The sequence below is a fragment of the Streptomyces sp. DI166 genome (assembly GCF_900091315.1).
Lineage (GTDB): Bacteria > Actinomycetota > Actinomycetes > Streptomycetales > Streptomycetaceae > Streptomyces > Streptomyces fuscus.
This window is the reverse complement of record NZ_FLSP01000117.1, coordinates 1-22,073: the sequence shown is the minus strand read 5'-3', so window position 1 is coordinate 22,073 and position 22,073 is coordinate 1. Positions and strand designations below refer to the sequence as shown.

The 22,073-nt window shown below is 71.3% G+C and carries 19 protein-coding genes; 14 read left to right on the top strand and 5 right to left on the bottom strand.

Features of this window, described 5'->3' with window-relative positions:
* Positions 1-1,041 (top strand): zinc-dependent alcohol dehydrogenase family protein (locus GA0115233_RS35265; RefSeq protein ID WP_255310457.1); only part of this gene is annotated, 1,041 nt, incomplete at its 5' end.
* 19 nt (positions 1,042-1,060) lie between these two features.
* Here the strand turns inward: GA0115233_RS35265 and GA0115233_RS35260 are convergent.
* Positions 1,061-1,261 (bottom strand): helix-turn-helix transcriptional regulator, encoded by a 201-nt coding sequence (locus GA0115233_RS35260; RefSeq protein ID WP_093724412.1) that lies wholly within the window; start codon positions 1,259-1,261, stop codon positions 1,061-1,063.
* Between the two features lie 291 nt (positions 1,262-1,552).
* Here GA0115233_RS35260 and iolC point away from each other — a divergent pair, with 291 nt between their 5' ends.
* Genes iolC through mmsA form a run of 5 tightly spaced genes read left to right on the top strand, consistent with a single transcriptional unit; the run spans position 1,553 to position 7,649 of the window.
* Positions 1,553-2,560: a 5-dehydro-2-deoxygluconokinase gene (gene iolC, locus GA0115233_RS35255; protein WP_093724411.1), complete on the top strand. Its 1,008-nt coding sequence runs from the start codon at positions 1,553-1,555 to the stop codon at positions 2,558-2,560.
* Positions 2,557-3,438 carry a Cgl0159 family (beta/alpha)8-fold protein gene (locus GA0115233_RS35250; RefSeq protein WP_093724410.1) on the top strand — a complete coding sequence of 294 codons (882 nt, stop codon included), beginning with the start codon at positions 2,557-2,559 and terminating at the stop codon, positions 3,436-3,438. Before iolC ends, GA0115233_RS35250 begins: the two co-directional genes overlap by 4 nt.
* 7 nt (positions 3,439-3,445) lie before the next feature.
* Complete coding sequence (iolB, locus tag GA0115233_RS35245; RefSeq protein ID WP_093724409.1) at positions 3,446-4,258, top strand: 5-deoxy-glucuronate isomerase; 813 nt, start codon at positions 3,446-3,448, stop codon at positions 4,256-4,258.
* On the top strand, positions 4,255-6,132 hold the full coding sequence (iolD, locus tag GA0115233_RS35240; protein ID WP_093724408.1) for a 3D-(3,5/4)-trihydroxycyclohexane-1,2-dione acylhydrolase (decyclizing): 1,878 nt from the start codon (positions 4,255-4,257) through the stop codon (positions 6,130-6,132). The genes iolB and iolD overlap by 4 nt, the downstream gene beginning before the upstream one ends.
* A gap of 14 nt (positions 6,133-6,146) precedes the next feature.
* The gene (gene mmsA, locus GA0115233_RS35235; protein WP_093724407.1) at positions 6,147-7,649 is read left to right on the top strand and encodes a CoA-acylating methylmalonate-semialdehyde dehydrogenase; all 1,503 of its coding nucleotides are present in this window, start codon (positions 6,147-6,149) and stop codon (positions 7,647-7,649) included.
* A 57-nt stretch (positions 7,650-7,706) separates the two neighbouring features.
* Here the strand turns inward: mmsA and GA0115233_RS35230 are convergent, their stop codons facing one another.
* Positions 7,707-8,552, bottom strand: coding sequence for a hypothetical protein (locus tag GA0115233_RS35230; RefSeq protein ID WP_093724406.1), 846 nt, complete (start codon positions 8,550-8,552; stop codon positions 7,707-7,709).
* A 296-nt stretch (positions 8,553-8,848) separates the two neighbouring features.
* Here GA0115233_RS35230 and GA0115233_RS35225 point away from each other — a divergent pair, with 296 nt between their 5' ends.
* Complete coding sequence (locus GA0115233_RS35225) at positions 8,849-10,243, top strand: APC family permease (protein ID WP_093724405.1); 1,395 nt, start codon at positions 8,849-8,851, stop codon at positions 10,241-10,243.
* Here the strand turns inward: GA0115233_RS35225 and GA0115233_RS35220 are convergent.
* Positions 10,234-11,622, bottom strand: coding sequence for a condensation domain-containing protein (locus tag GA0115233_RS35220; protein ID WP_093724404.1), 1,389 nt, complete (start codon positions 11,620-11,622; stop codon positions 10,234-10,236). The two genes, GA0115233_RS35225 and GA0115233_RS35220, sit on opposite strands and share 10 nt — an antisense overlap.
* 222 nt (positions 11,623-11,844) lie before the next feature.
* On the opposite strand from GA0115233_RS35220, the gene GA0115233_RS35215 reads away from it, so the two are divergent.
* The 4 genes from GA0115233_RS35215 (at position 11,845) to GA0115233_RS35200 (ending at position 19,067) form a co-directional block, all read left to right on the top strand.
* Complete coding sequence (locus GA0115233_RS35215) at positions 11,845-14,478, top strand: alpha/beta fold hydrolase (protein ID WP_176712052.1); 2,634 nt, start codon at positions 11,845-11,847, stop codon at positions 14,476-14,478.
* Positions 14,475-15,329, top strand: coding sequence for an ABC transporter permease (locus GA0115233_RS35210; RefSeq protein WP_093724403.1), 855 nt, complete (start codon positions 14,475-14,477; stop codon positions 15,327-15,329). The genes GA0115233_RS35215 and GA0115233_RS35210 overlap by 4 nt, the downstream gene beginning before the upstream one ends.
* Before the next feature lie 147 nt (positions 15,330-15,476).
* Positions 15,477-17,003 (top strand): vWA domain-containing protein, encoded by a 1,527-nt coding sequence (locus GA0115233_RS35205; protein WP_093724402.1) that lies wholly within the window; start codon positions 15,477-15,479, stop codon positions 17,001-17,003.
* 144 nt (positions 17,004-17,147) lie between these two features.
* Positions 17,148-19,067 (top strand): AMP-dependent synthetase/ligase, encoded by a 1,920-nt coding sequence (locus GA0115233_RS35200; protein ID WP_093724401.1) that lies wholly within the window; start codon positions 17,148-17,150, stop codon positions 19,065-19,067.
* A 67-nt stretch (positions 19,068-19,134) separates the two neighbouring features.
* On the opposite strand, the gene GA0115233_RS35195 is transcribed toward GA0115233_RS35200, so the two are convergent.
* Positions 19,135-19,545, bottom strand: coding sequence for a rodlin (locus tag GA0115233_RS35195; protein WP_093724400.1), 411 nt, complete (start codon positions 19,543-19,545; stop codon positions 19,135-19,137).
* Between the two features lie 220 nt (positions 19,546-19,765).
* Complete coding sequence (locus GA0115233_RS35190) at positions 19,766-20,167, bottom strand: rodlin (protein ID WP_093724399.1); 402 nt, start codon at positions 20,165-20,167, stop codon at positions 19,766-19,768.
* A gap of 295 nt (positions 20,168-20,462) precedes the next feature.
* Between GA0115233_RS35190 and GA0115233_RS35185 the strand changes: the two genes are divergently transcribed.
* From GA0115233_RS35185 to GA0115233_RS42270, 3 genes are all read left to right on the top strand, one after another.
* Positions 20,463-20,879: a rodlin gene (locus tag GA0115233_RS35185; protein ID WP_093724398.1), complete on the top strand. Its 417-nt coding sequence runs from the start codon at positions 20,463-20,465 to the stop codon at positions 20,877-20,879.
* 288 nt (positions 20,880-21,167) lie between these two features.
* Complete coding sequence (locus GA0115233_RS35180; RefSeq protein WP_093724397.1) at positions 21,168-21,395, top strand: chaplin; 228 nt, start codon at positions 21,168-21,170, stop codon at positions 21,393-21,395.
* A 229-nt stretch (positions 21,396-21,624) separates the two neighbouring features.
* Positions 21,625-22,073: chaplin (locus tag GA0115233_RS42270; RefSeq protein WP_304363120.1), on the top strand; the 449-nt coding region annotated here is incomplete at its 3' end.

Here is a 22,073-nt window from a genome sequence, read left to right as displayed (position 1 = left end):
CGAGCCGTGGTCTTCGAGCGGTACGGCGAAACCCCCGAGGTGCGCGAGGTGGCCGACCCCCGGCCGGCCGGGCACGGAGTCGTGGTGCGGGTGGCGGCCACCGGGCTGTGCCGGAGCGACTGGCACGGGTGGCAGGGCCACGATCCGGACATCACGCTGCCGCACGTGCCCGGACACGAGCTGGCCGGGGTGGTCGAGGCGGTGGGTGCCGGGGTGACCGGGTGGCGGCCGGGGGACCGGGTCACCGTGCCGTTCGTGTGCGCCTGCGGGAGCTGTCCGGCCTGCGCGGCCGGGGACCAGCAGGTGTGCGAGCGGCAGACCCAGCCCGGGTTCACCCACTGGGGCTCCTTCGCCCAGTACGTCGCCCTGGACCACGCCGACGTGAACCTGGTCGGCGTACCGGACGACATGGATTTCGCCACCGCCGCCTCGCTCGGCTGCCGGTTCGCCACCGCCTTCCGCGCGGTGGTCCAGCAGGGGCGGGTCGCCGCGGGGGAGTGGGTGGCCGTGCACGGCTGCGGCGGGGTCGGCCTGTCCGCCGTGATGATCGCGGCGGCCTGCGGCGCCCGGGTCGTCGCCGTGGACGTGTCGTCCGAGGCGCTGGACCTGGCGCGCAGGTTCGGCGCCGCGCACTGCGTGGACGCCTCCGGCACGAAGGACACCGCCGAGGCGGTGCGGGAGCTGACCGGTGGCGGCGCACACCTGTCGCTGGACGCCCTCGGCGCGCCCGCCACCTGCGCCGCCTCCGTCAACGGCCTGCGGCGGCGGGGCCGGCACGTCCAGGTGGGCCTGCTGCCCTCCGCCGACGGCACCACTCCCGTCCCGATGGCCCGCGCCATCGGCCGGGAGCTGGAGCTCATCGGCAGCCACGGCATGGCCGCGCACAGCTACCCGCCGATGCTGGAGCTGGTCCGCTCCGGGGTGCTGCGCCCCGACCTCCTGGTCACCGCTACCGTCCCCCTCGACCGGGCCCCGGCCGCGCTCACGGCGATGGGCACGGCACGGGGTTCCGGAGTGACGGTCGTCCAGCCCTGGAGCTGAGGCCCGGGGCGACGCGGCCTCAGTCCCTACTTCGCCCCCGGTTCCCCGGCCGGGACGCGACCCATGCGCGGACGGTGTCGGCGTACCAGAACGGCTTGCCGCCCTCGACGTGGTCCGGCGGGGGCAGCAGCCCGTGCTTGCGGTAGGAGCGGACGGTGTCGGGCTGCACCCGGATGTGGGCCGCGATCTCCTTGTAGGACCAGAGCCGTCGGTCGGTCATGTGCACCTCCACGGGGGCGGACGATCACCCACCCTGTGCCCCGTGCAACGACATCCGGTGACCGAGAGGAAGGGGTTGTGTACGTCGTGTGACGTGCTACCCGCGTATGCGAGACATGTGTGACACAAGTGGGGCTTTTGTGGCGGAGGTGACGCATGGAGGCGCACGGGGAGCACGAGGGGGTGCGAGGAGCGAGGATCGGCCGTTCTCGTCCGAATGTCTGGACAAAATATTGACAGGGCTCCCGGGGCGGGACTACAAAGCCGGGAGAGCCGATACGAAGGGAACGCGATGGCGTACGACCTGATCACCATGGGGCGGATCGGAGTGGACCTCTATCCGTTGCAGACCGGCGTCCCCCTGCCGCAGGTCACCTCCTTCGGCAAGTTCCTCGGCGGATCGGCGGCCAATGTCGCGGTCGCCGCCGCCCGTCTGGGCCGGAACACCGCCGTCATCACCCGCACCGGGGACGACCCGTTCGGTACCTACCTGCACGAGGCGCTGCGGGACTTCGGCGTCGACGACCGCTGGGTCACCCCGGTGCCCGGGCTGCCCACGCCGGTCACCTTCTGCGAGGTGTTCCCGCCGGACGACTTCCCGCTGTACTTCTACCGCCGCCCCAAGGCGCCGGACCTGGAGATCGACGCCCACGAGCTCGACCTCGACGCCGTCCGCGAGGCCCGTATCTTCTGGATGACCGGCACCGGCCTGAGCGAGGAGCCCAGCCGCACGGCCACCCTCGCCGCCCTCGCCCACCGCGCCAGGTCCGGCATCACGGTCTTCGACCTGGACTGGCGCCCGATGTTCTGGTCCGACCCCGACCAGGCCCGCCCCTTCTACCGCGAGGCCCTCAGGCACACCACCGTCGCCGTCGGCAACCTCGACGAGGTGGAGGTCGCCACCGGAGTCCGCGAACCGCACGCCGCGGCCCGCGCCCTGCTGGACGCCGGGGTCGAACTGGCCGTGGTCAAGCAGGGCCCCAAGGGCGTCCTGGCGGTCAACCGCGAGGGCGAGCAGGCCGAGGTCCCGCCGCTGCCGGTGACCGTCCTCAACGGCCTCGGCGCCGGCGACGCCTTCGGCGGCTCCCTGTGCCACGGCCTGCTGCACGGCTGGGACCTGGAGACGGTCATGCGCCAGTCCAACGCCGCCGGCGCCATCGTCGCCTCCCGCCTGGAATGCTCCTCGGCCATGCCGACGCAGGAGGAGGTGACGGCGGCACTGACCGCGGGCGCCGTACTGACCGATATGCCCCCCAACCCCCAGGCCGCCCAGCAGGCCGATGGCGAGGCCGCAAAGTGACCGTGGACATCGCGGAGCTGATCCGCACCCGCACCCGCCACCCCGAGGCCGTCGCCGAGGCGGCCGCCCGCCGCAAGCGCCGCCCCCTGCTCGGGGACACCGGCCGGCTGATGATCGTCGCCGCCGACCACCCCGCCCGCGGCGCGCTCGGCGTCGGCGACAACAAGTTCGCCATGGCCAACCGCGCCGACCTCCTCGAACGGCTGTGCCTGGCGCTGTCCCGCCCCGGCGTGGACGGCGTCCTCGCCACCGCCGACATCCTCGACGACCTGCTGCTGCTCGGCGCCCTCGACGACCGGGTCGTGATGGGCTCGATGAACCGCGGCGGCCTGCAGGGCGCCTGCTTCGAACTCGACGACCGCTTCACCGGCCACCGCCCCGAGGACATCCAGCGCCTGGGCTTCGACGCCGGGAAGCTGCTGCTGCGCATCGACTACGACGACCCGGGCTCCCTGAACACCCTGGAGTCCACCGCCCGCGCCGTCGACGACATGGCGGCCCGCCAACTGCCCGTCTTCGTCGAGCCGTTCATCAGCCGCCGGACGCCCGACGGCAAGCTGCGCAACGACCTCTCCGCCGAGGCCGTCACCCGCTCCATCGCCATCGCCTCCGGCCTGGGCGGCAGTTCGGCCTACACCTGGCTGAAGGTCCCGGTCACCGACAACCCGGACGACATGGCCCAGGTGATGGAGACCTCGACGCTGCCCGCCGTACTGCTCGGCGGCGACGTCGGGGACGACCAGGACGCCGCCTACGAGAAGTGGCGCGGCGCCCTCCAACTGCCCACCGTCTGCGGCCTGGTGGTCGGCCGTTCGCTGCTGTACCCGGCGGACGGCGATGTGGCCGCCGCCGTGGACACCGCCGTAGGACTGCTGTGAGGGCCGCATGAACAACGAGTTGTACGTGCCGAGGGGCAGCACCGCCGACGCGGAACACGTCCTCGCCATCGAGCCGAAGCGGGCCGGGTGGACGTACTCAAGTCTGCGGATCGTCGAACTGGAACCGGGCGGCAGCCACAGCTTCGCCACCGGGGACAGCGAATGGATCGTGCTGCCGCTGAACGGCGGTTGTACCGTGCGTGCAGCACAACAGGAGTTCCAACTCCTGGGCCGGGAGAGCGTCTTCGCGTCGGTCACCGACTTCGCGTACGTCCCCCGGGACACCCAGGCACAGATCGCCTCCGGCGCGGGTGGCCGCTTTGCTTTGGCAGGAGCAAGGTGCGAGCGACGACTCCCCGCCCGCTACGGCCCCGCGCCGGAGGTCCCCATGGAGGAGCGCGGCAGCGGCAACCGGCTGCGGCACGTGCGCAACTTCGCCTCCGCCGACGCCTTCGAGTGCGACCGGCTCATCGCCGTGGAGGTCATCACCCCCGGCGGCAACTGGTCCTCGTACCCGCCGCACAAGCACGACGAGCACCGGCCGGGCGAGGAGGCGGAGCTGGAGGAGATCTACTACTTCGAGATCGACGGCCCGCACGGCTTCGGCTACCAGCGCGTCTCCCCGTCCCGCGAGGGCGGCGCGGACGTGCTCGCCGAGGTCCGCTCGGGTGACGCCGTCCTCGTACCCGACGGCTGGCACGGCCCGTCGATCGCCCAGCCCGGCCACGACATGTACTACCTGAACGTGATGGCGGGCCCCGGTGAGACCCGCGAGTGGCGGATCTGCTTCCACCCGGACCACACGGAGGGCTACCGATGACGATCAGGCTGACCGTGGCGCAGGCGCTCGTCCGCTTCCTCGCCGCGCAGTACACCGAACGCGACGGCGTACGGCACCGGCTGATCGGCGCGACCTGGGGCATCTTCGGCCACGGTAACGTCGCCGGACTCGGCCAGGCGCTGGTCGAGCACGCCGACGTCATGCCGTACCACCAGGGCCGCAACGAGCAGTCCATGGTGCACGCGGCCGTCGGCTACGCCCGCCAGTCCAACCGGCTGTCCACGCACGCGGTGACCACCTCCATCGGCCCCGGCGCCACCAACCTGGTCACCGGCGCCGCCCTGGCCACCATCAACCACCTGCCGGTCCTGCTGCTGCCCGGCGACATCTTCGCCACCCGCCCGGCCGACCCGGTGCTCCAGCAGCTCGAAGTGCCGCACGCCGGCGACATCAGCGTCAACGACTGTCTGCGCCCGGTGTCGAAGTACTTCGACCGGATCACCCGCCCCGAGGCCCTGATCCCGGCCGCCCTCCAGGCCGTACGGGTGCTCACCGACCCCGTGGAGACCGGCGCCGTCACCCTCGCCCTGCCACAGGACGTGCAGGCGGAGGCGTACGACTGGCCGGAGGAGTTCTTCGCCGAGCGCGTCTGGACGGTCCGCCGCCCCGGCGCCGACCCGACCGAGCTGGCCGAGGCCGTGAACGCGATCCGCGCCGCACAGCGCCCTCTGCTCATCGCGGGCGGCGGTGTCCACCACAGCCGCGCCGAGGAGGCCCTCGCCGAGTTCGCCGCCGCCACCGGCATCCCGGTCGCCTCCACCCAGGCCGGCAAGGGCTCGCTTCGGTACGACCACCCTCAGGACGTGGGCGGCGTCGGCCACACCGGCACCGCCACCGCCGACGAGCTGGCCCGCACCGCCGACCTGGTGATCGGCGTCGGCACCCGGTACACCGACTTCACCACCGCCTCCGGCACCCTCTTCCAGGAGCCCGGGGTCCGCTTCCTGAACCTCAACATCGCTCCCTTCGACGGGCACAAGCTCGCCGGGCTGCCGCTGATCGCGGACGCCCGCAGCGGACTGCAGGAGCTGACCGAGGCGCTCCAGATGCACGGCCACCGCGTCCCCGACGCCTATGTCGCCGAGTACACGTCCGACAAGGACCTGTGGGAGCACCGCGTCGACGCCTGCTTCGAGGCCCCCGAGCCCGATGTACGGCCGACGCAGCCGCAGGTCATCGGCGCGCTGGACGCGATCGTCGACGAGACGGACGTGATCATCAACGCGGCCGGTTCGCTCCCCGGCGACCTGCACAAGCTCTGGCGGGCCCGCTCGGCCGACCAGTACCACCTGGAGTACGGCTACTCCTGCATGGGCTACGAGATCCCGGCCGCGATCGGCGTGAAGCTGGCCGCGCCCGAGCGCAACGTCTGGGCGCTGGTCGGCGACGGCACCTATCTGATGATGCCGACCGAGATCGTCACCGCCGTGCAGGAGGGGATCGCCATCAAGATGCTGCTCGTGCAGAACCACGGGTACGCGTCCATCGGCGGTCTGTCGGAGTCCGTGGGCGGGGAGCGGTTCGGCACCGCCTACCGCTTCCCGGCCGGTGACGGCACCTACACCGGGGCCCCGCTCCCCGTCGACCTGGCCGCCAACGCGGCCAGCCTCGGCATGCGCGTCCTGCGCGCCAAGACCGTCCACGACCTGCGCGAGGCACTCGCCGAGGCGCGGGCCGCGGACACTCCCACATGTGTCTACGTGGAGACCGAAACGGCAGACACAGTGTCGGGCGCGCCCGAAGCGCAAGCCTGGTGGGATGTTCCTGTGGCCGAGACCGCGACCAGGCCTTCCGCGGTCAAGGCCCGTGAGCTGTACGAACGGCACGTGTCTGCTCGACGCCGCCATCTGTGAAGGAGTAACTGGGCATGACGAAGATCGTCAACCACTGGATCGGCGGCAAGACCGTCGAAGGCGCGTCGGGTAACTACGGGCCGGTCACCGACCCGGCCACCGGCGCCGTCACCACCAAGGTCGCGTTCGCGTCCGTCGACGAGGTCGACGCCGCCGTGGCCGCCGCCAAGGACGCGTTCGTGACCTGGGGCCAGTCCTCGCTGGCCCAGCGCACCACGATCCTGTTCAAGTTCCGGGCGCTGCTGGACGCCAACCGGGACGCCATCGCGGAGCTGATCACCGCCGAGCACGGCAAGGTGCACTCCGACGCGCTCGGCGAGGTCGCCCGCGGCCTGGAGATCGTCGACCTGGCCTGCGGGATCAACGTGCAGCTCAAGGGCGAGCTGTCCACCCAGGTCGCCAGCCGTGTCGACGTCTCCTCGATCCGGCAGCCGCTCGGTGTCGTCGCCGGCATCACGCCGTTCAACTTCCCGGCGATGGTCCCGATGTGGATGTTCCCGATCGCCATCGCTTGCGGCAACACCTTCGTGCTGAAGCCGTCCGAGAAGGACCCCTCGGCGTCGATCAAGATCGCCGAGCTGCTCGCCGAGGCGGGCCTGCCCGACGGCGTCTTCAATGTCGTGCACGGCGACAAGGTGGCCGTGGACCGGCTGCTGGAGCACCCGGACGTCAAGGCCGTCTCCTTCGTCGGCTCGACCCCGATCGCCCGCTACATCCACACCACCGCCTCCGCCAACGGCAAGCGCGTCCAGGCGCTGGGCGGCGCCAAGAACCACATGCTGGTCCTCCCGGACGCCGACCTGGACGCCGCCGCCGACGCTGCCGTCTCCGCGGCCTACGGTTCCGCGGGCGAGCGCTGCATGGCGATCTCCGCGGTCGTGGCGGTCGGCGCGATCGGCGACGAGCTGGTGGAGAAGATCCGCGAGCGGGCCGAGAAGATCAAGATCGGCCCCGGCAACGACCCGACCTCCGAGATGGGCCCGCTGATCACCAAGGTCCACCGCGACAAGGTCGCCTCCTACGTCCACAACGCGGCGGACGAGGGCTGCGAGGTCGTCCTGGACGGCACCGGCCACACCGTGGACGGCTTCGAGGACGGCCACTGGATCGGCATCTCGCTGCTGGACAAGGTGCCCACCAGCGCCAAGGCGTACCAGGACGAGATCTTCGGCCCGGTGCTGTGCGTGCTGCGCGTGGACACCTACGAGGAGGGCCTGGCCCTCATCAACGGCTCGCCGTTCGGCAACGGCACCGCGATCTTCACCCGGGACGGCGGCGCCGCCCGCCGCTTCCAGCTGGAGGTCGAGGCCGGCATGGTCGGCGTGAACGTGCCGATCCCGGTCCCCGTGGGCTACCACTCCTTCGGCGGCTGGAAGGACTCGCTCTTCGGCGACCACCACATCTACGGCAACGACGGGACTCACTTCTACACCCGCGGCAAGGTCGTGACCACCCGCTGGCCCGACCCGGCCGACGCCCCCGCGGGCGTGGACCTGGGCTTCCCGCGCAACCACTGAGCGGAGCACGCGAAGGGGCCCGGACACCTGACACGGTGTCCGGGCCCCTTCGGTGTGTCACTGACCGTTGGCCTTCTTCAGCTCCTCGGTCAGGTCCGCGGTCTGCGCGGCCGGCGGGACGGTGATGTCCTTGGTGGCCCCGAACTTCTCGAAGTCCATGGTGACCTTCATGGCGCCCATGTCCTGCTTCAGCCGGACCGGCAGGTCCTTGTCGTCGACCCAGATGTCCAGGGTCATCGTGGTGGCGCCACCGGTCATGTCGCCCATCATGCTGTCCTCGCCGCTGTAGGCGTCCTTGAACTGGCCGAGGTCGTCCTGGTCCAGCGTGGCGCGGTAGTGGGTGGCCTCCTTGCCGTTGACGGTCTCGGTGCCGAGGTCGTCGACGTCGCTGGCGTACTTCAGGCCCTTCAGCGAGGCGGTCGGGTTGCCCGCGTCACCGCCGTTCTTGTACGCCTGGCTGCCGCTCTCGCCGAACACGGCGGAGGAGTCGACCTTGATCCACTCCTTGCCCGCGATCGGGCCGGAGGCCTGCGGGTCGACGTCGTAGTAGTAGACGCCGTCCACCAGCAGACAGTGGATGGTGGGGTCGTCCTGGAGGGCCTCCATCTGGGCGGCCTTGGTGTCCATCTCGATGTCGTAGGCCATGCCGTCGCCCCAGGAGTAGGTGCCCTCCATGGCTATCGGGGTGCCGGTGCCCAGGTCGGTCGTCACGGTCACCTCGGCCGAACCCAGCTGCTCGGTGCGGTCGGTGGCGCGCGCCAGGGCGGCCATGATCTTGTCCGCGCCGCTGACCTCGGCCGCCTTCTCCGTGGTCTTCTTGGCCGCGTCCGAACCGCACGCCGTCGTGGCCACCAGCGCCGCCGCCGCGAGCCCCACCCAGGCCGTGGTGTGCCTCAGCTTCATGTCTGTCCCCACCCGTTCACTGTGTCCTGACTGTGTGATGAACGGACTCTAGCGGCCCCCACTGACACGTCCGTATGCCGGACCCCGGCAATTTTTTCGACCGTCCGACTGCGGTTCCCGCACACCGCCGAGGACCGAAACGGCTTGCCCGTTCTGCTGTTTACGCCACTGAGAAGCCTCATTCGCTACGGATTTCGTAGTCAAACAACCATTGACGTGTTGTTTTCGTCGGTGTTTCCATTCCGAACCACTGCTGTCCCAGTGCCACCCCCGCCCGAGCCGATCGGAACCGCCGCATGACCGACACGCTTCAGAAGTCCCCCGTCGTCGAAGACGTCCCGGCGCAGGGGCCGGAGCTGAAGCGCTCCATCGGTGTCGTCGGCGGCACCCTGCTCACGCTCTCCTGCGTGACCCCGGCCTCCACCCTCTTTGTCGTGGTCCCGGACCTGTTCGGTTCGCTCGGCACCGCCACCGCCCTGACCATCGCGATCGGCTCCCTGCTCTGTGTCGCGGTGGCCTTCTGCTACTCGGAGCTGGGCACGCTCGTCCCCAGCGCGGGCGGCGAGTACGCGATGGTGACCACCCTGGCGGGCCGGCTCGCCGGATGGCTGGTTTTCGTCCTCTCGCTCCTGGTCGTGATGATCGTTCCGCCCGTCATCGCGATGGGCACGGCCGACTACCTCGCCCCGGTCGTCCACCTCGACCCCGCGATGACGGGCGCCGGCGTGATGCTGCTGGCCACCCTCGCGGGCCTGCTCGACCTGCGCGCCAACGCCTGGATCACCGGCATCTTCCTGGTCCTTGAGGTCATCGCCGCCGCCGTGGTCGCCGTCCTCGGCTTCGCGCACGCCGAGCGCGGCCCCGACAGCCTCGTCTCCCTCCAGGTGGCGGGCGCCGACGGCGGCCCGGACACCGTGACCGCCATGCTGATCGTCTCCGGGCTCGCCATCGCCCTGTTCATCACCCAGGGCTTCTCCACCGCGGTCTACCTCTCGGAGGAACTGGAGAACCCGCGCAGGAACGTCGCCCGTACGGTGCTCGCCACCCTCGGCATCTCCGCGGTGATCATCCTGGTCCCGGTCGTCGGCATCACCCTCGGCGCCTCCGACCTCGCCGAGCTGACCGGCGGCGACATCGGCTCCATGGTCACCGCCTGGTCCAACTCCGCGGTCGGCACCTTCGTCAGCCTCTGCGTGGCCCTCGCGATCATCAACGCGGGCATCGTCATGGTCATCCAGAACTCCCGCGTCCTGTTCGCCTCCGCCCGCGACAAGGCCTGGCCCGAGCCGGTCAACACCGCCCTCGCCCGGCTCGGCCGCTTCGGCTCCCCGTGGGTCGCCACGCTGGCGGTCGGCGTCCCCGGCGCAGCCCTGTGCTTCGTCAACCTGGACACCCTGTACGGCGTCACCGGAGTCTCCGTGACCGGCATGTACCTGCTGGTCGCCGTCGCCGCCCTGCTCTCCCGGCGCGGCGGCCACCGCCACACGCCCGCCTGGCGCATGCCCCTGTGGCCCGCGACGCCGGTGCTGCTGATCGTGGTGCTGGCCTACATCCTGACCCAGCAGGAGACGGAGTACCTGCTGTGGACCGGGGGCATCACCCTGGTCGCCACCCTGTACTGGGCCCTGTACCTGCGCCCCCGCCGCGCCACCCGCTGGCTGGTCACCCTCCCCGAGGACGCTCAGGCATAAGCGCCGACCCCCACCACGATGTCCCGCAGCCGCTCGGCGTACAGCCGCAGGTTCTTCCGCGCGACATCCGTGTCCGGGTACCGGCAGGCGAACCACAGCCCCTCCGGCACCCGGTTCACCCACACGCAGACCTGGTCCCCGTACGACACCCGGATCAGCCCGTACGCCGCCTGCCCGGCCCACTGACCCGACCCCGGGATGTCCCGGGCGTCGACGTACGACACGATCGAGTACAGGTCGGGCGAGGTGGGGCGGAAGTCGGCGCCCAGCAGCTTCAGCACCCGCGCCAGCGGCATCCGCGCGAGCGGCCGCGCCGCCTGCAACTGGGCCCGCACCAGCCGCAGCGCCCCCGGCAGATCCGGCGCCGGGTCCAGCGGCACCTCGATCGGCGCGCCCCCCACGTACCAGCCCACCGACTCCGACCAGCGCGAGCGGACCCGGGTGTGGAACGGCACCACCGTGCGGTAGACGGACTGCCCGCCGATCTCCCGCACGATCAGCGCCGTGGCCGCGAGCAGCCCGACCAGACTGCCGCCGTGGGGACGGCAGTACGCCTCGAACGCGGCGGCCGACCCGGCGTCGACGAGCGGCTCGCCCATCAGCTTCTGCTCGGGCAGCGGACCGCCCGCGGTGAGCCCGAGGTCCACCGGGAAGGCGGGCAGGGTGCCGTCGCAGCGGCGGATGAACTCCCGCCAGCGCGCCACGATCTCGTGCCCCTCGTCGATCCGGTCCGCGTCCGCCCGCTCGATCTCGCAGAAGTCGATGTAACTGCTCACCGGGGGCCGCTCCAGCGCCCGGCCCGCCACGGCCGCCGCGTACAGCTCGTGGATCTCGGCCGGGATGCGGTGGATGGAGTAGGCGTCGACATTGGTGTGGTCGAAGGCCATGTACACGCTCGCGCCGTCCGCCCGGACGACCGCCGTATAGATCAGGTTCGGCCAGGACAAGGCGTCCGCCGCCACGTCGAAACGGTTCTGGAGATGGCGCACCAGCTCCGCCCGGTCCGTGAAGTCGCCGACCACCTCGCGGTGCAGCTCCACCTCGCCGGGGTCGAGGGTGAACCGGCGCAGCGCGTCGCCGTCCTCCCGGAACCCGCTGCGCAGCGTCTCGTGCCGCACCGTCCACTCGCGCAGCGCGCACTGCAGCGCGTCCAGGTCGACCGGGCCCGGCACGTCGAACGCGGCGCCCAGCCAGGTCGGCACGAACAGCCCGCCCTCGCGCACGGTCCGGGCGGTCCTGATGTGGGACTCCTGGATGTACGCCGGCGGCCGGGTGTCCTCCGGCAGCAGCGCGGCTCTGGCGACGGTCGCCGGACTGAGCGTCCACTCGACGAGCCGGCCCGGCCGGACCTCGCAGCGCTGGATGTCGGTGATGCGCACAGGGCGTCTCCGTTCACAGTGGGGGGATCTTGCATCCTCCGCCGCCATCGGAAGCGGGGTGTGTGGTTCCGTCCGGTTTCAGTGGATCGGGTGGCGCCTCGAACAGCGGTCCTCGTACGACGGGTGCGGTATGCGCGGGGGTCCGTGTACACCCCTGGGAGGTGGACGGGTTCGGCCTTCGGTCGACAACTTGCCGACAGGTTCACCCCGTACGGTTGAAGCATGGATCTTCGACTGCGCGGGCCGCTGCGGCGGCCCCGGCGTCTGCTGGCCGCCGGGGCCGCCGTTCTCGTGCTCGCCGGCGCCGGTACCTGGACGGCCGTCGCCGACGACGACGGGCCCGCAGTGCGCCGCGCGGACCGGGTGATGTCGGTGAACGGCGTCCGCCTGGACACCTCGTACTTCACCACGGACGCCGACGGGCCCCGCCCGGCCGTGCTGCTCGGCCACGGCTTCGGCGGCGGCAAGGACGACGTGCGCGAGCAGGCCGAGAAACTGGCCGCCGACGGCTACACGGTGCTCACCTGGTCGGCCCGCGGCCACGGCCGCTCCACCGGCAAGGTCGGCCTCAACGACCCGAAGGGCGAGGTCGCCGACGTCTCGAAACTGATCGACTGGCTCGCCCGCCGCCCCGAGGTGCTGCTCGACAGGCCCGGCGACCCGCGCGTGGGCATGGCCGGAGCCTCCTACGGCGGCGCGATCAGCCTGCTCGGCGCCGGGTACGACGACCGCGTCGACGCCATCGCCCCCGCGATCACCTACTGGAACCTCGCGGACGCCCTGTTCCCGAACGGCGTCTTCAAGAAGCTGTGGGCGGGCATCTTCGTCAACTCCGCGGGCGGCTGCGACCGCTTCGAGGAGCGGCTGTGCCGGATGTACGAGCGGGTCGCCGAGTCCGGCACCCCGGACGCCGCGGCCCGCGCGCTGTTGGAGGAGCGCTCGCCGTCCGCCGTCGCCGGGAACATCAAGGTCCCCACCCTGCTGGTGCAGGGCCGCTCCGACTCCCTCTTCCCGCTCGGGCAGGCGGACACCGCGGCCGAGGCGATCAGGGCCAACGGCGCGCCCGTCGCCGTCGACTGGATCGCGGGCGGCCACGACGGCGGCGACCCGGAGACCGACCGGGTCCGCGACCGCGTACGGTCCTGGTTCGACCGGTACCTGAAGAAGGACACCTCCGTCGACACCGGCCCCGCCTTCCGCGTCTCGCGCACCGGCGGCGTCGACTCCACCGACGGCCAGGCCCAGTTGCGCGGCGCGAGCGCCGACCGCTACCCGGGCCTGGACAGCGGACGGCGCACCGTCGCCCTGACCGGCCGCGAGCAGCGCGTGGCCAACCCGGCCGGTGCCAACCCGCCCGCCGTCTCCGCCCTTCCCGGCCTCGGCGGCGGGGGCCTCGCCCAGCTCTCCTCCCTCGGCGTGGGCATCTCCCTCGACTTCCCCGGCCAGTACGCCCGCTTCGACTCCGCCCCCGTCAGGGACGACCTGCACATCACCGGCTCCCCGACGGTCACCGTCCACGTGAAGTCCACCGGCGAGGACGCCGTCCTGTTCGCCAAGGTGTACGACGTCGGCGCCGACGGAACCCAGCAGGTACTGCCCGCCCAGCTCGTCACCCCGCTGCGGGTGGAGGGCGCCAAGTCCGGCAAGGACGTGACGATCACGCTCCCCGCCGTCGACCACGAGATCGACAAGGGCCACCGCCTGCGCCTGGTGCTGTCCTCCACCGACCTCGGCTACGCCTCCCCGGCCGCGCCCGCCACGTACACCGTCTCCCTGAAGAGCGCCCTGTCCGTGCCCACCGCCCCCGGCGTGACCACCGCCGCCGCCCCGCTCCCGGCATGGGTGTGGTGGCTGCCGATCGCCGGCGTCCTGGCCGCCGCGGCCCTGCTGCTCACCGCCCGGCGCCGCACCACGGCCCCCGCCCCCGACCCGGAGCTGGCCGACGTCCCGCTCCAGATCACCGACTTGAGCAAGAAGTACGCGGGCGGTGACCGCTACAGCGTGCGCGAGCTGACCTTCCGTGTGGAGCAGGGCCAGGTCCTCGGACTGCTCGGCCCCAACGGCGCGGGCAAGACCACCACCCTGCGCATGCTGATGGGCCTGATCCGCCCGGACGACGGCGAGATCCGCGTCTTCGGCCACGCCATCCGCCCCGGCGCCCCGGTGCTCTCCCGCGTCGGCGCCTTCGTCGAGGGCGCCGGATTCCTGCCGCACCTGTCCGGCCGGGAGAACCTGGAGCTGTACTGGGCCGCCACCGGCCGCCCCGCCGAGGACGCCCACCTCGACGAGGCGCTGGAGATCGCCGGACTCGGCGACGCCCTGGCCCGCGCGGTGCGCACCTACTCCCAGGGCATGCGTCAGCGCCTGGCCATCGCCCAGGCCATGCTCGGCCTGCCGGACCTGCTGATCCTCGACGAGCCCACCAACGGCCTGGACCCGCCGCAGATCCGCGAGATGCGCGAGGTGATGATCCGGTACGCCGCCGCCGGACGCACGGTCATCGTCTCCAGCCATCTGCTGGCGGAGGTCGAGCAGACCTGCACCCACCTCGTGGTCATGGACCGCGGGCAACTGGTCCAGGCGGGACCGGTCGGCGAGATCGTCGGCTCCGGCGACACCCTGCTGGTCGGCACCGCCGTGCCCGTCGAGGAGCCGGTCGCCGAGAAGGTGGCCGCCCTGCCGGGCATCGCCTCGGCGCTCCGCACCGACGACGGCCTCCTGGTCCGCCTGAACCCGGACGGCAGCCCCGAGAAGCTGGTCGCCGAACTCGTCCGGCTGGAAGTGCCGGTGCGCTCCGTCGGCCCGCACCGCCGCCTGGAGGACGCCTTCCTCACCCTGATCGGAGGTTCCGCATGAGCACGCTCACCGAGGTCGCCTCCGGTTACCGGGCGGGCCGCACCCTGCCGGTGCGCGTCGAGCTGATCCGCCAGCTCAAGCGCCGCCGCACGCTGGTGATGGGCGCGATCCTGGCCGCGCTGCCCTTCGTCCTGCTGATCGCCTTCGCGATCGGCGGCGAACCCGACCGCGGCGACGGCCGGATCACCCTGATGGACACGGCCACCGCCTCCGGCGCCAACTTCGCCGCCGTCAGCCTCTTCGTCTCCGCGGGCTTCCTGCTGGTCATCCCGGTCGCCCTGTTCTGCGGGGACACGGTGGCGGCGGAGGCCGGCTGGTCCTCGCTGCGCTATCTGCTCGCCGCGCCCGTGCCGAGGGCCCGGCTGCTGTGGTCGAAGCTGGTGGTCGGGCTCGGCATGAGCCTCGCCGCGATGATCCTGCTGCCGGTGGTCGCCCTCGCCGTCGGCACGGCGGCCTACGGCTGGGGCCCGCTGGAGATCCCCACGGGCGGCTCGCTGGAACCGGGCACGGCCGCCCAGCGCCTGGTGGTCGTGGTGGCGTACATCTTCGTCTCCCAACTGGTCACCGCGGGGCTGGCGTTCTGGCTGTCGACGAAGACCGACGCTCCGCTCGGCGCGGTCGGCGGCGCGGTGGGCCTGACCATCGTCGGCAACGTCCTGGACGCCGTGACCGCCCTCGGCGACTGGCGCGACTTCCTGCCCGCGCACTGGCAGTTCGCCTGGGCGGACGCCGTACAGCCCACCCCCGAGTGGTCCGGCATGATCCAGGGCTCGGCCGTCTCGGTAACGTACGCCGTCGTCCTGTTCGCGCTGGCCTTCCGGGGTTTCGCGCGCAAGGACGTGGTGTCGTAGGTCAACGGAGGATCACCCCCCGGTCTCGACGGGCCCCCGCCGTGCCCAGTTCGAGACCCACCCGCAACGCTTTGTGTCGCACGTTCCGCCCCCTTGCGCCGTCACAGTCACAGAAGTCGACGTCAACGGACCAAGGGGGAACGGACGATGGAGCGACGACGGTGGTACAAGGCGGCCCTCGCCTTCACGACGGCGGGCCTGCTGCTCACGGGATGCAGCGGGACGGCCGACCACGACAACGCCAAGACCTCGGACAGCCGCTACGACGGCCAACCGGCGCCCGACAGCGGCCAGTACGGTGGTGAGGACTCCGGGAACTCCGAGGGCGCCGAGGACACCTCCCGCGAGGTCGCCCCGGAACCCGACCACCTGTCCACCTTCGCCCTCGACGTCGACACCGCCTCCTACGGCTACGCCCGCCGCACCCTCGCCGAGGGCCGCCTGCCCGACCCCTGGTCGGTGCGCCCGGAGGAATTCGTCAACAGCTTCCGCCAGGACTACGAACGCCCCGACGGCGACGGCTTCTCGGTGACCGTGGACGGCGCCCGCACCGACCGCGAGGACTGGTCGCTGCTGCGGGTGGGCCTCGCCACCCGGGAGGCGAGCAAGGAGGAACGCCCGCCCGCGGCACTGACGTTCGTCATCGACATCTCCGGCTCGATGAGCGAGAAGGGCCGTCTGGACCTGGCCCAGGAATCCCTCGGCGTCATGACGGACCGGCTGCGCGACAACGACTCGGTCGCCCTCGTCACCTTCAGCGACGAGGCCGAGACCGTGCTGCCGATGACCGAGGTGGGCGGCAACCGCGACCGCATCCACGAGGCGATCGACAGTATGGAGCCGACCTACTCCACCAACCTCGGCGCGGGCGTGCGGGAGGGTTACGCCGTGGCGGTCGACGGTCTGAAGAAGCGTGCCACCAACCGCGTGGTCCTCATCTCCGACGCCCTCGCCAACACCGGTGACACGGACGCCGACTCGATCCTTGAGTCCATTGAGCGGGCCCGCAAGAAGTGGGGCATCACCCTGTTCGGCGTGGGCGTCGGCAGCGACTACGGCGACGCCCTGATGGAACGCCTCGCCGACCGCGGCGACGGCCACACCGTCTACGTCTCGGAGAAGGAGGAGGCCCACGAGGTCTTCAGCGAGCAACTCCCGCGCAACATCGACCTGACGGCACGCGACGCCAAGGCACAGGTCTCCTTCGACCCGGAGAACGTCGAGGAGTTCCGACTGATCGGCTACGACAACCGGCGGGTCGACGACGACGACTTCCGCGACGACTCGGTCGACGGCGGCGAGACCGGCCCCGGCCACACGGTGACCGCGCTGTACGCCGTCCGCACCGCCCCGGACGCCCGCGGCCACCTCGCCACGGCCACCGTCCGCTGGCTCGACCCGCACTCCCGCACCCCGCACGAGGAATCGGCCGACCTGGAGTCGGGCACCCTGGCCGACGGCGTCTGGAACGCCTCGCCGCGCTTCCAGGTGACCGCCGTGGCGGCCTACTTCGCGGACCGGCTGCGCCGGGGCGCCGACGAATGGGAGTCCCTGCCCGGCGCCCCCGGCCTGGACGAACTCGCCCGGCGCGCGGACGACTTGGCGGAGCGCACGGGCGACCGGCAGCTGGACGAACTGGAGACGGCGATCCGGCGGGCCGACGAGATCATGTGACCGCGCGCCTTCCACGCCGTACCCATTGACCTCGGGCTACGCGTGAGTAAGTTTACTCCGAAGTAAGAACAGTGGGGACGACCACAGTTGGAGCAGGCACAGCTCACGCAAGTCCGAGCCGCACCGCCGCGACCGGGAGCCGTCATGGGCGTACGCAAGGATCTGAAGCGCGCGAAGCACCGTACCGATCTGCTGACCCGCACCCGGGTCGAGATCACCAGGGACGACGACGGCACGGTCCGCGAGGCCCGTCTCCCGCCGCTCGCCCCGCGACACCCCACCGGCACCACCGCCGACATCCCCTTCACCAACGCCGTGGAGGCACCGGAGGCGGTGGTGCTGCGCCGCAAGGAGCACGGCACCTGGCGGGCCGTCACCGCCGCCGCGTTCGCCCGCGAGGTCACCGCCCTCGCCAAGGGCCTGATCGCGGCCGGCCTGGAACCCGGCGGCCGGGTCGCGGTGATGTCCCGAACCCGGCCCGAGTGGACCCTGCTGGACTTCGCCATCTGGGCCGCGGGCGGCCAGTCCGTGCCGATCTACCCCACCTCCTCGCCGGACCAGGTGGAGTGGATCGTCCGCGACTCCGGCGCCACCCAGGTGGTCACCGAGACCGCCGACAACACCGCCACGGTCACCACCGGCACCGCCGCCCACCCCACCCCGCCGCGCGTCTGGGAGCTGGACGCGGGCGCCGTCACCCACCTCACCGCCCTCGGCCGGGACGTCCCGGACGAGGAGGTCACCAAGCGCCGCACCGCGCTGACCGGCGACACCATCGCCACCGTCTGCTACACCTCCGGCACCACCGGCCGCCCCAAGGGCTGTGTGCTCACCCACGCCAACCTGCACGCCGAGTCCGCCAACACGGTCGAACTGCTGCTGCCGGTCTTCCGCGAGGTCACCCGCCAGACCCCGTCCACGCTCCTGTTCCTGCCGCTCGCCCACATCCTCGGCCGCAGTCTTCAGATCTCCTGTCTGATGGCCCGCATCGAGATCGGCCACTGCCCGAGCGTGAAACCCGACGAACTCCGCCCGGCGCTCAAGGAGTTCCGCCCGACCTTCCTCGTCGGCGTGCCGTATCTCTTCGAGAAGATCCACGACACCGGCCGCGCCACCGCCGAGAAGATCGGCCGCGCCGCCTCCTTCGACCGCGCCGACCGCATCGCCGTCCGCTTCGGCGAGGCCCACCTCAGCCGCTTCCTCGGCACCGGCAAGGGCCCCGGCCCCGGCCTGTACGCCGCCTGGGCCCTGTACGACCTGCTGGTCTACCGCCGCGTCCGCAAGGAACTCGGCGGCCGCCTGCGCTACGCCATCAGCGGCGGCTCCCCCCTGGACCGCGATCTCAACCTGTTCTTCTACGCCGCCGGGATCGTCATCTACGAGGGCTACGGCCTCACCGAGACCACCGCCGCCGCCACCATCGTGCCCCCGCTCAGGCCCCGCCCCGGCACCGTCGGCCCCCCGGTCCCCGGCACCGCCGTCCGTATCGCCGACGACGGAGAGGTCCTGGTCAAGGGCGGCATCGTCTTCTCCTCGTACTGGAACAACCCGGCCGCCTCGCACGCCGTCCTGCGCGACGAGTGGTTCGCCACCGGCGACCTGGGCTCCCTCGACGAGGAGGGGTACCTCACCATCACCGGCCGCAAGAAGGACCTCATCGTCACCTCCGGCGGCAAGAACGTCTCCCCGGCGGTCCTGGAGGACCGGCTGCGCAGTCGCGCGCCGATCGGGCAGTGCGTCGTCGTCGGCGACAACCGCCCCTTCGTCGCCGCCCTGATCACCCTGGACCCCGAGGCGATCGCCCACTGGCTGGCGGTCCGCAAACTGCCCGCCGACACCCCCATGTCGGAGCTGGTGCGCGACGCCGACATCCGCGCCGCCGTCCAGAAGGCCGTGGACTACGCCAACCAGGCCGTCTCCCGCGCCGAGTCGATCCGCTCCTTCGCCCTGGTCGCGGGCGAGTTCACCGAGGAGAACGGCATGCTCACCCCGTCCCTGAAGGTCAAACGGCACACGGTGATCCGGGCCTACGAGGAGGAGATCGAGGCCCTCTACCGCCGCTGAGGCGGGCCGGGACGCAAAGAAGCGGGCCACCGGGGATTCCCGGTGGCCCGCCGTGGTGCGGGGAGGATCAGCTGTTGCCCGCGCCGTTGCCCGACAGGGCCGAGATGTCGTCCAGGATGTGCGACAGCGGCTCGTCGCCCTTGGCCTGGGTGCTGTTCTCGACGCACTGCTGGTTCTGCGGGGCCGACAGGATCGGCACGTCCTGGAGGACGCCGACGGCCGCGAGACCGACCAGGCCCTGCGCGTTGAGCTTCGCAGGCAGGCCGATGCAGGGCTTGTTCAGCGAACCCTGGACCAGCGAGAGCTGCGGGCTCATGTCGCCGAACGTGGCCGAGTTGCCGAACTCCTGCTTGGCGCCGTTGCCGCTGGCGGACGTGGTGCCGTTGTCGTTGCCGATGGCGAGCGCCGGGGCCGCGGTGGCCGCGGCGAGACCGGCGGCGGAGGCGGCGACAGCCGCGGTTGCCCACAGCTTCTTCATGTTCGTTCCCTTCGAAAAGCGGACTCCGGGGGAGGAGCTGCATGATCGTCAACGCCTCGACCCTCGCCGGGGTTGCGGGCTTTGCCCCGATTGGCCCAGCGCGCATTCCGCACGACGCGCGCCCTCGGCGACCCGGTGCGCGCCCTTTGTCGCCACCCGCCCCGGAAACAGCCCGGCGGGCCACCGGGAAACCCGGTGGCCCGCCGTGGTGCCGGTCGGATCAGTCGTTGCCCGCGCCGTTGCCGGCCAGGACGGAGATGTCGTCCAGGATGTGCGACAGCGGCTCGTCGCCCTTGGCCTGGGTGGAGTTCTCGACGCACTGCTGGTTCTGCGGGGCCGACAGGATCGGCACGTCCTGCAGAACGCCGACGGCGGCGACGCCGAGGATGCCCTGGAGGTTGGCCTTCGCGGGCAGACCGATGCAGGGCTTGTTGAGCGAGCCCTGGATGAGCGCCATCTGCGGGCTCATGTTGCCGTAGGTGGCGGAGTTGCCGAACGACTGCATCGCGCCGTTGCCGCTGGCGGAGGTGGTGCCGTCGTCGTTGCCGATGGCCATGGCCGGCGAGGCGGCCCCGACGACGGAGGCGGCGACCGCGGCGGAAGCCAGAACCTTCTTGATCACTTGCTAGTCCCTTCTGAAGAAACCCCGTCCACCGGAGCGCTCTGGTCAACTGCCGACGGCCCGCTTGGTTGCTGACATTCACTCCGATGGCCCACACACGGGGAAATCCGCGGCCGGTACGGAACTCCGCCGCCGTCCGTCGTTCCGTTAATTCCGCGAGTCCGAACGGCCCGATCGGGTGAAGGGCCGAAACCAATCCCCGTGGGCCGGGTTGATGCGGAGGCAGGAACAACGCGTCTTGCCTCAGGGTGTGTCCGGACCCACGGCGCCTCCTGCCCCAGAAAGGAATTGCGACATGCTGAAGAAGGCAATGGCCGCTGCCGCGGTCACCGCGTCCGTCGTCGGAGCGTCGGCCGCGGCCGCCCCCCAGGCGCTTGCCATCGGTGATGACAACGGCACCACCTCCGCGAGTGGCAACGGCGCCACCTCCGAGTTCGGCAACCAGGTGACCAAGGGCGACATGAGCCCGCAGGCCACGCTGGTCCAGGGCACGGCCAACAAGCTCTGTGCCGGTGTTCCGGTGAAGGCGAACCTCCAGGGCATCGTCGGCCTCATCGCCGCCGTCGGTGTCGCCCAGGACGTGCCGGTCCTGTCCGCCGCCCAGAACCAGCAGTGCGCCGAGAACTCGACGCAGGCCAAGGGCGACGAGCCGCTGTCGCACATCCTCAGCGACATCTCGGCGCTGTCCGGAAACGGCGTGCAGAACGGCTGACGTATTTCGCCGGTCGAGCGGAACCGTCCGCCGGTCCCCTTTCCCCAGGGATCGTCGGGCGGTTCCGTCATGCCCGCGTGCGGAAACGCTTCTGAGGGGCGCGTGTGGTTCTTCCGTGTCAATTCCGTGAAGGCGAAAGAGTGAATTGACCGGCGACTCGCGTTCCGTAGTTTCTTCGTCTGTCTATCCCTCGTTCTACAGCCTGCCGGTCATGGTGCGAGCCGTTCCCGTTGTGCTCGCTCGGCCCTCGGCCGACAACAGGGCATGACCGCAGAGAAGGGATAGTTCATGAAGAAGAGCGCTGCTGTCGTCGCGGGCGCCATCCTGGCCATGGGCATGGCCACGCCGGCGATCGCCGACTCGGGCGCGGGCGCTGTCGCCGAGCACTCCCCGGGTGTTCTGTCGGGCAACGTCGTCCAGGTCCCGATCCACATCCCGGTGAACGTCTGCGGCAACACCGTGAACGTCATCGCCCTGCTGAACCCCTCGTTCGGCAACGTCTGCGTCAACGACTGACGACGCACAAGTACCAGCCGCTCGGCTGTGTCAGGGCCGGCCTTGGACACCTTCTCCGCGTTCCGAGGCCGGCTTTCCCAATTCTTCGAGCAGGAAGACAACGAGATTGCGACAGACCCTGGGTAAGGGAATGGTCGCGGCCGCTGCCGCGACAAGCATTCTGTCCCTGTGTGGCAGTTCCGCGCTTGCCGACACGAGCGCGGAGGGGAACGCCAAGGAATCGCCCGGTGTGCTGGCCGGCAACAAGATCTCGGCGCCGATCGAGGTCCCGGTCAACGTCTGCGGCAACACCGTCGACGCTGCCTCCGCGCTGAACCCCTCCTTCGGCAACGACTGCGCCAAGGGCGGGAAGGCGTACCGCCACCACGGCGGGCACGGCCACGACGACTCGGGCTACGGCGACTCGGACCACGGCAACTCCGGGTACGGGCACGGCGGTTCCGGGTACGGCGGTTCCGGGTACGGCCACGGCGGATACGGCCATGACGGTCCCGGGTACGGCCATGACGGTCCCGGATACGGCCATGACGGTCCCGGATACGGGGACGACGACGAGGGCGGCTACGGAGACACGCCTCCGACCAAGCCGCCGACGACGAAGCCGCCCACGAAGCCTCCGACGAAGCCCCCGACCAAGCCTCCGACGAAGCCGCCCACCACCCCGCCCACCAAGCCGCC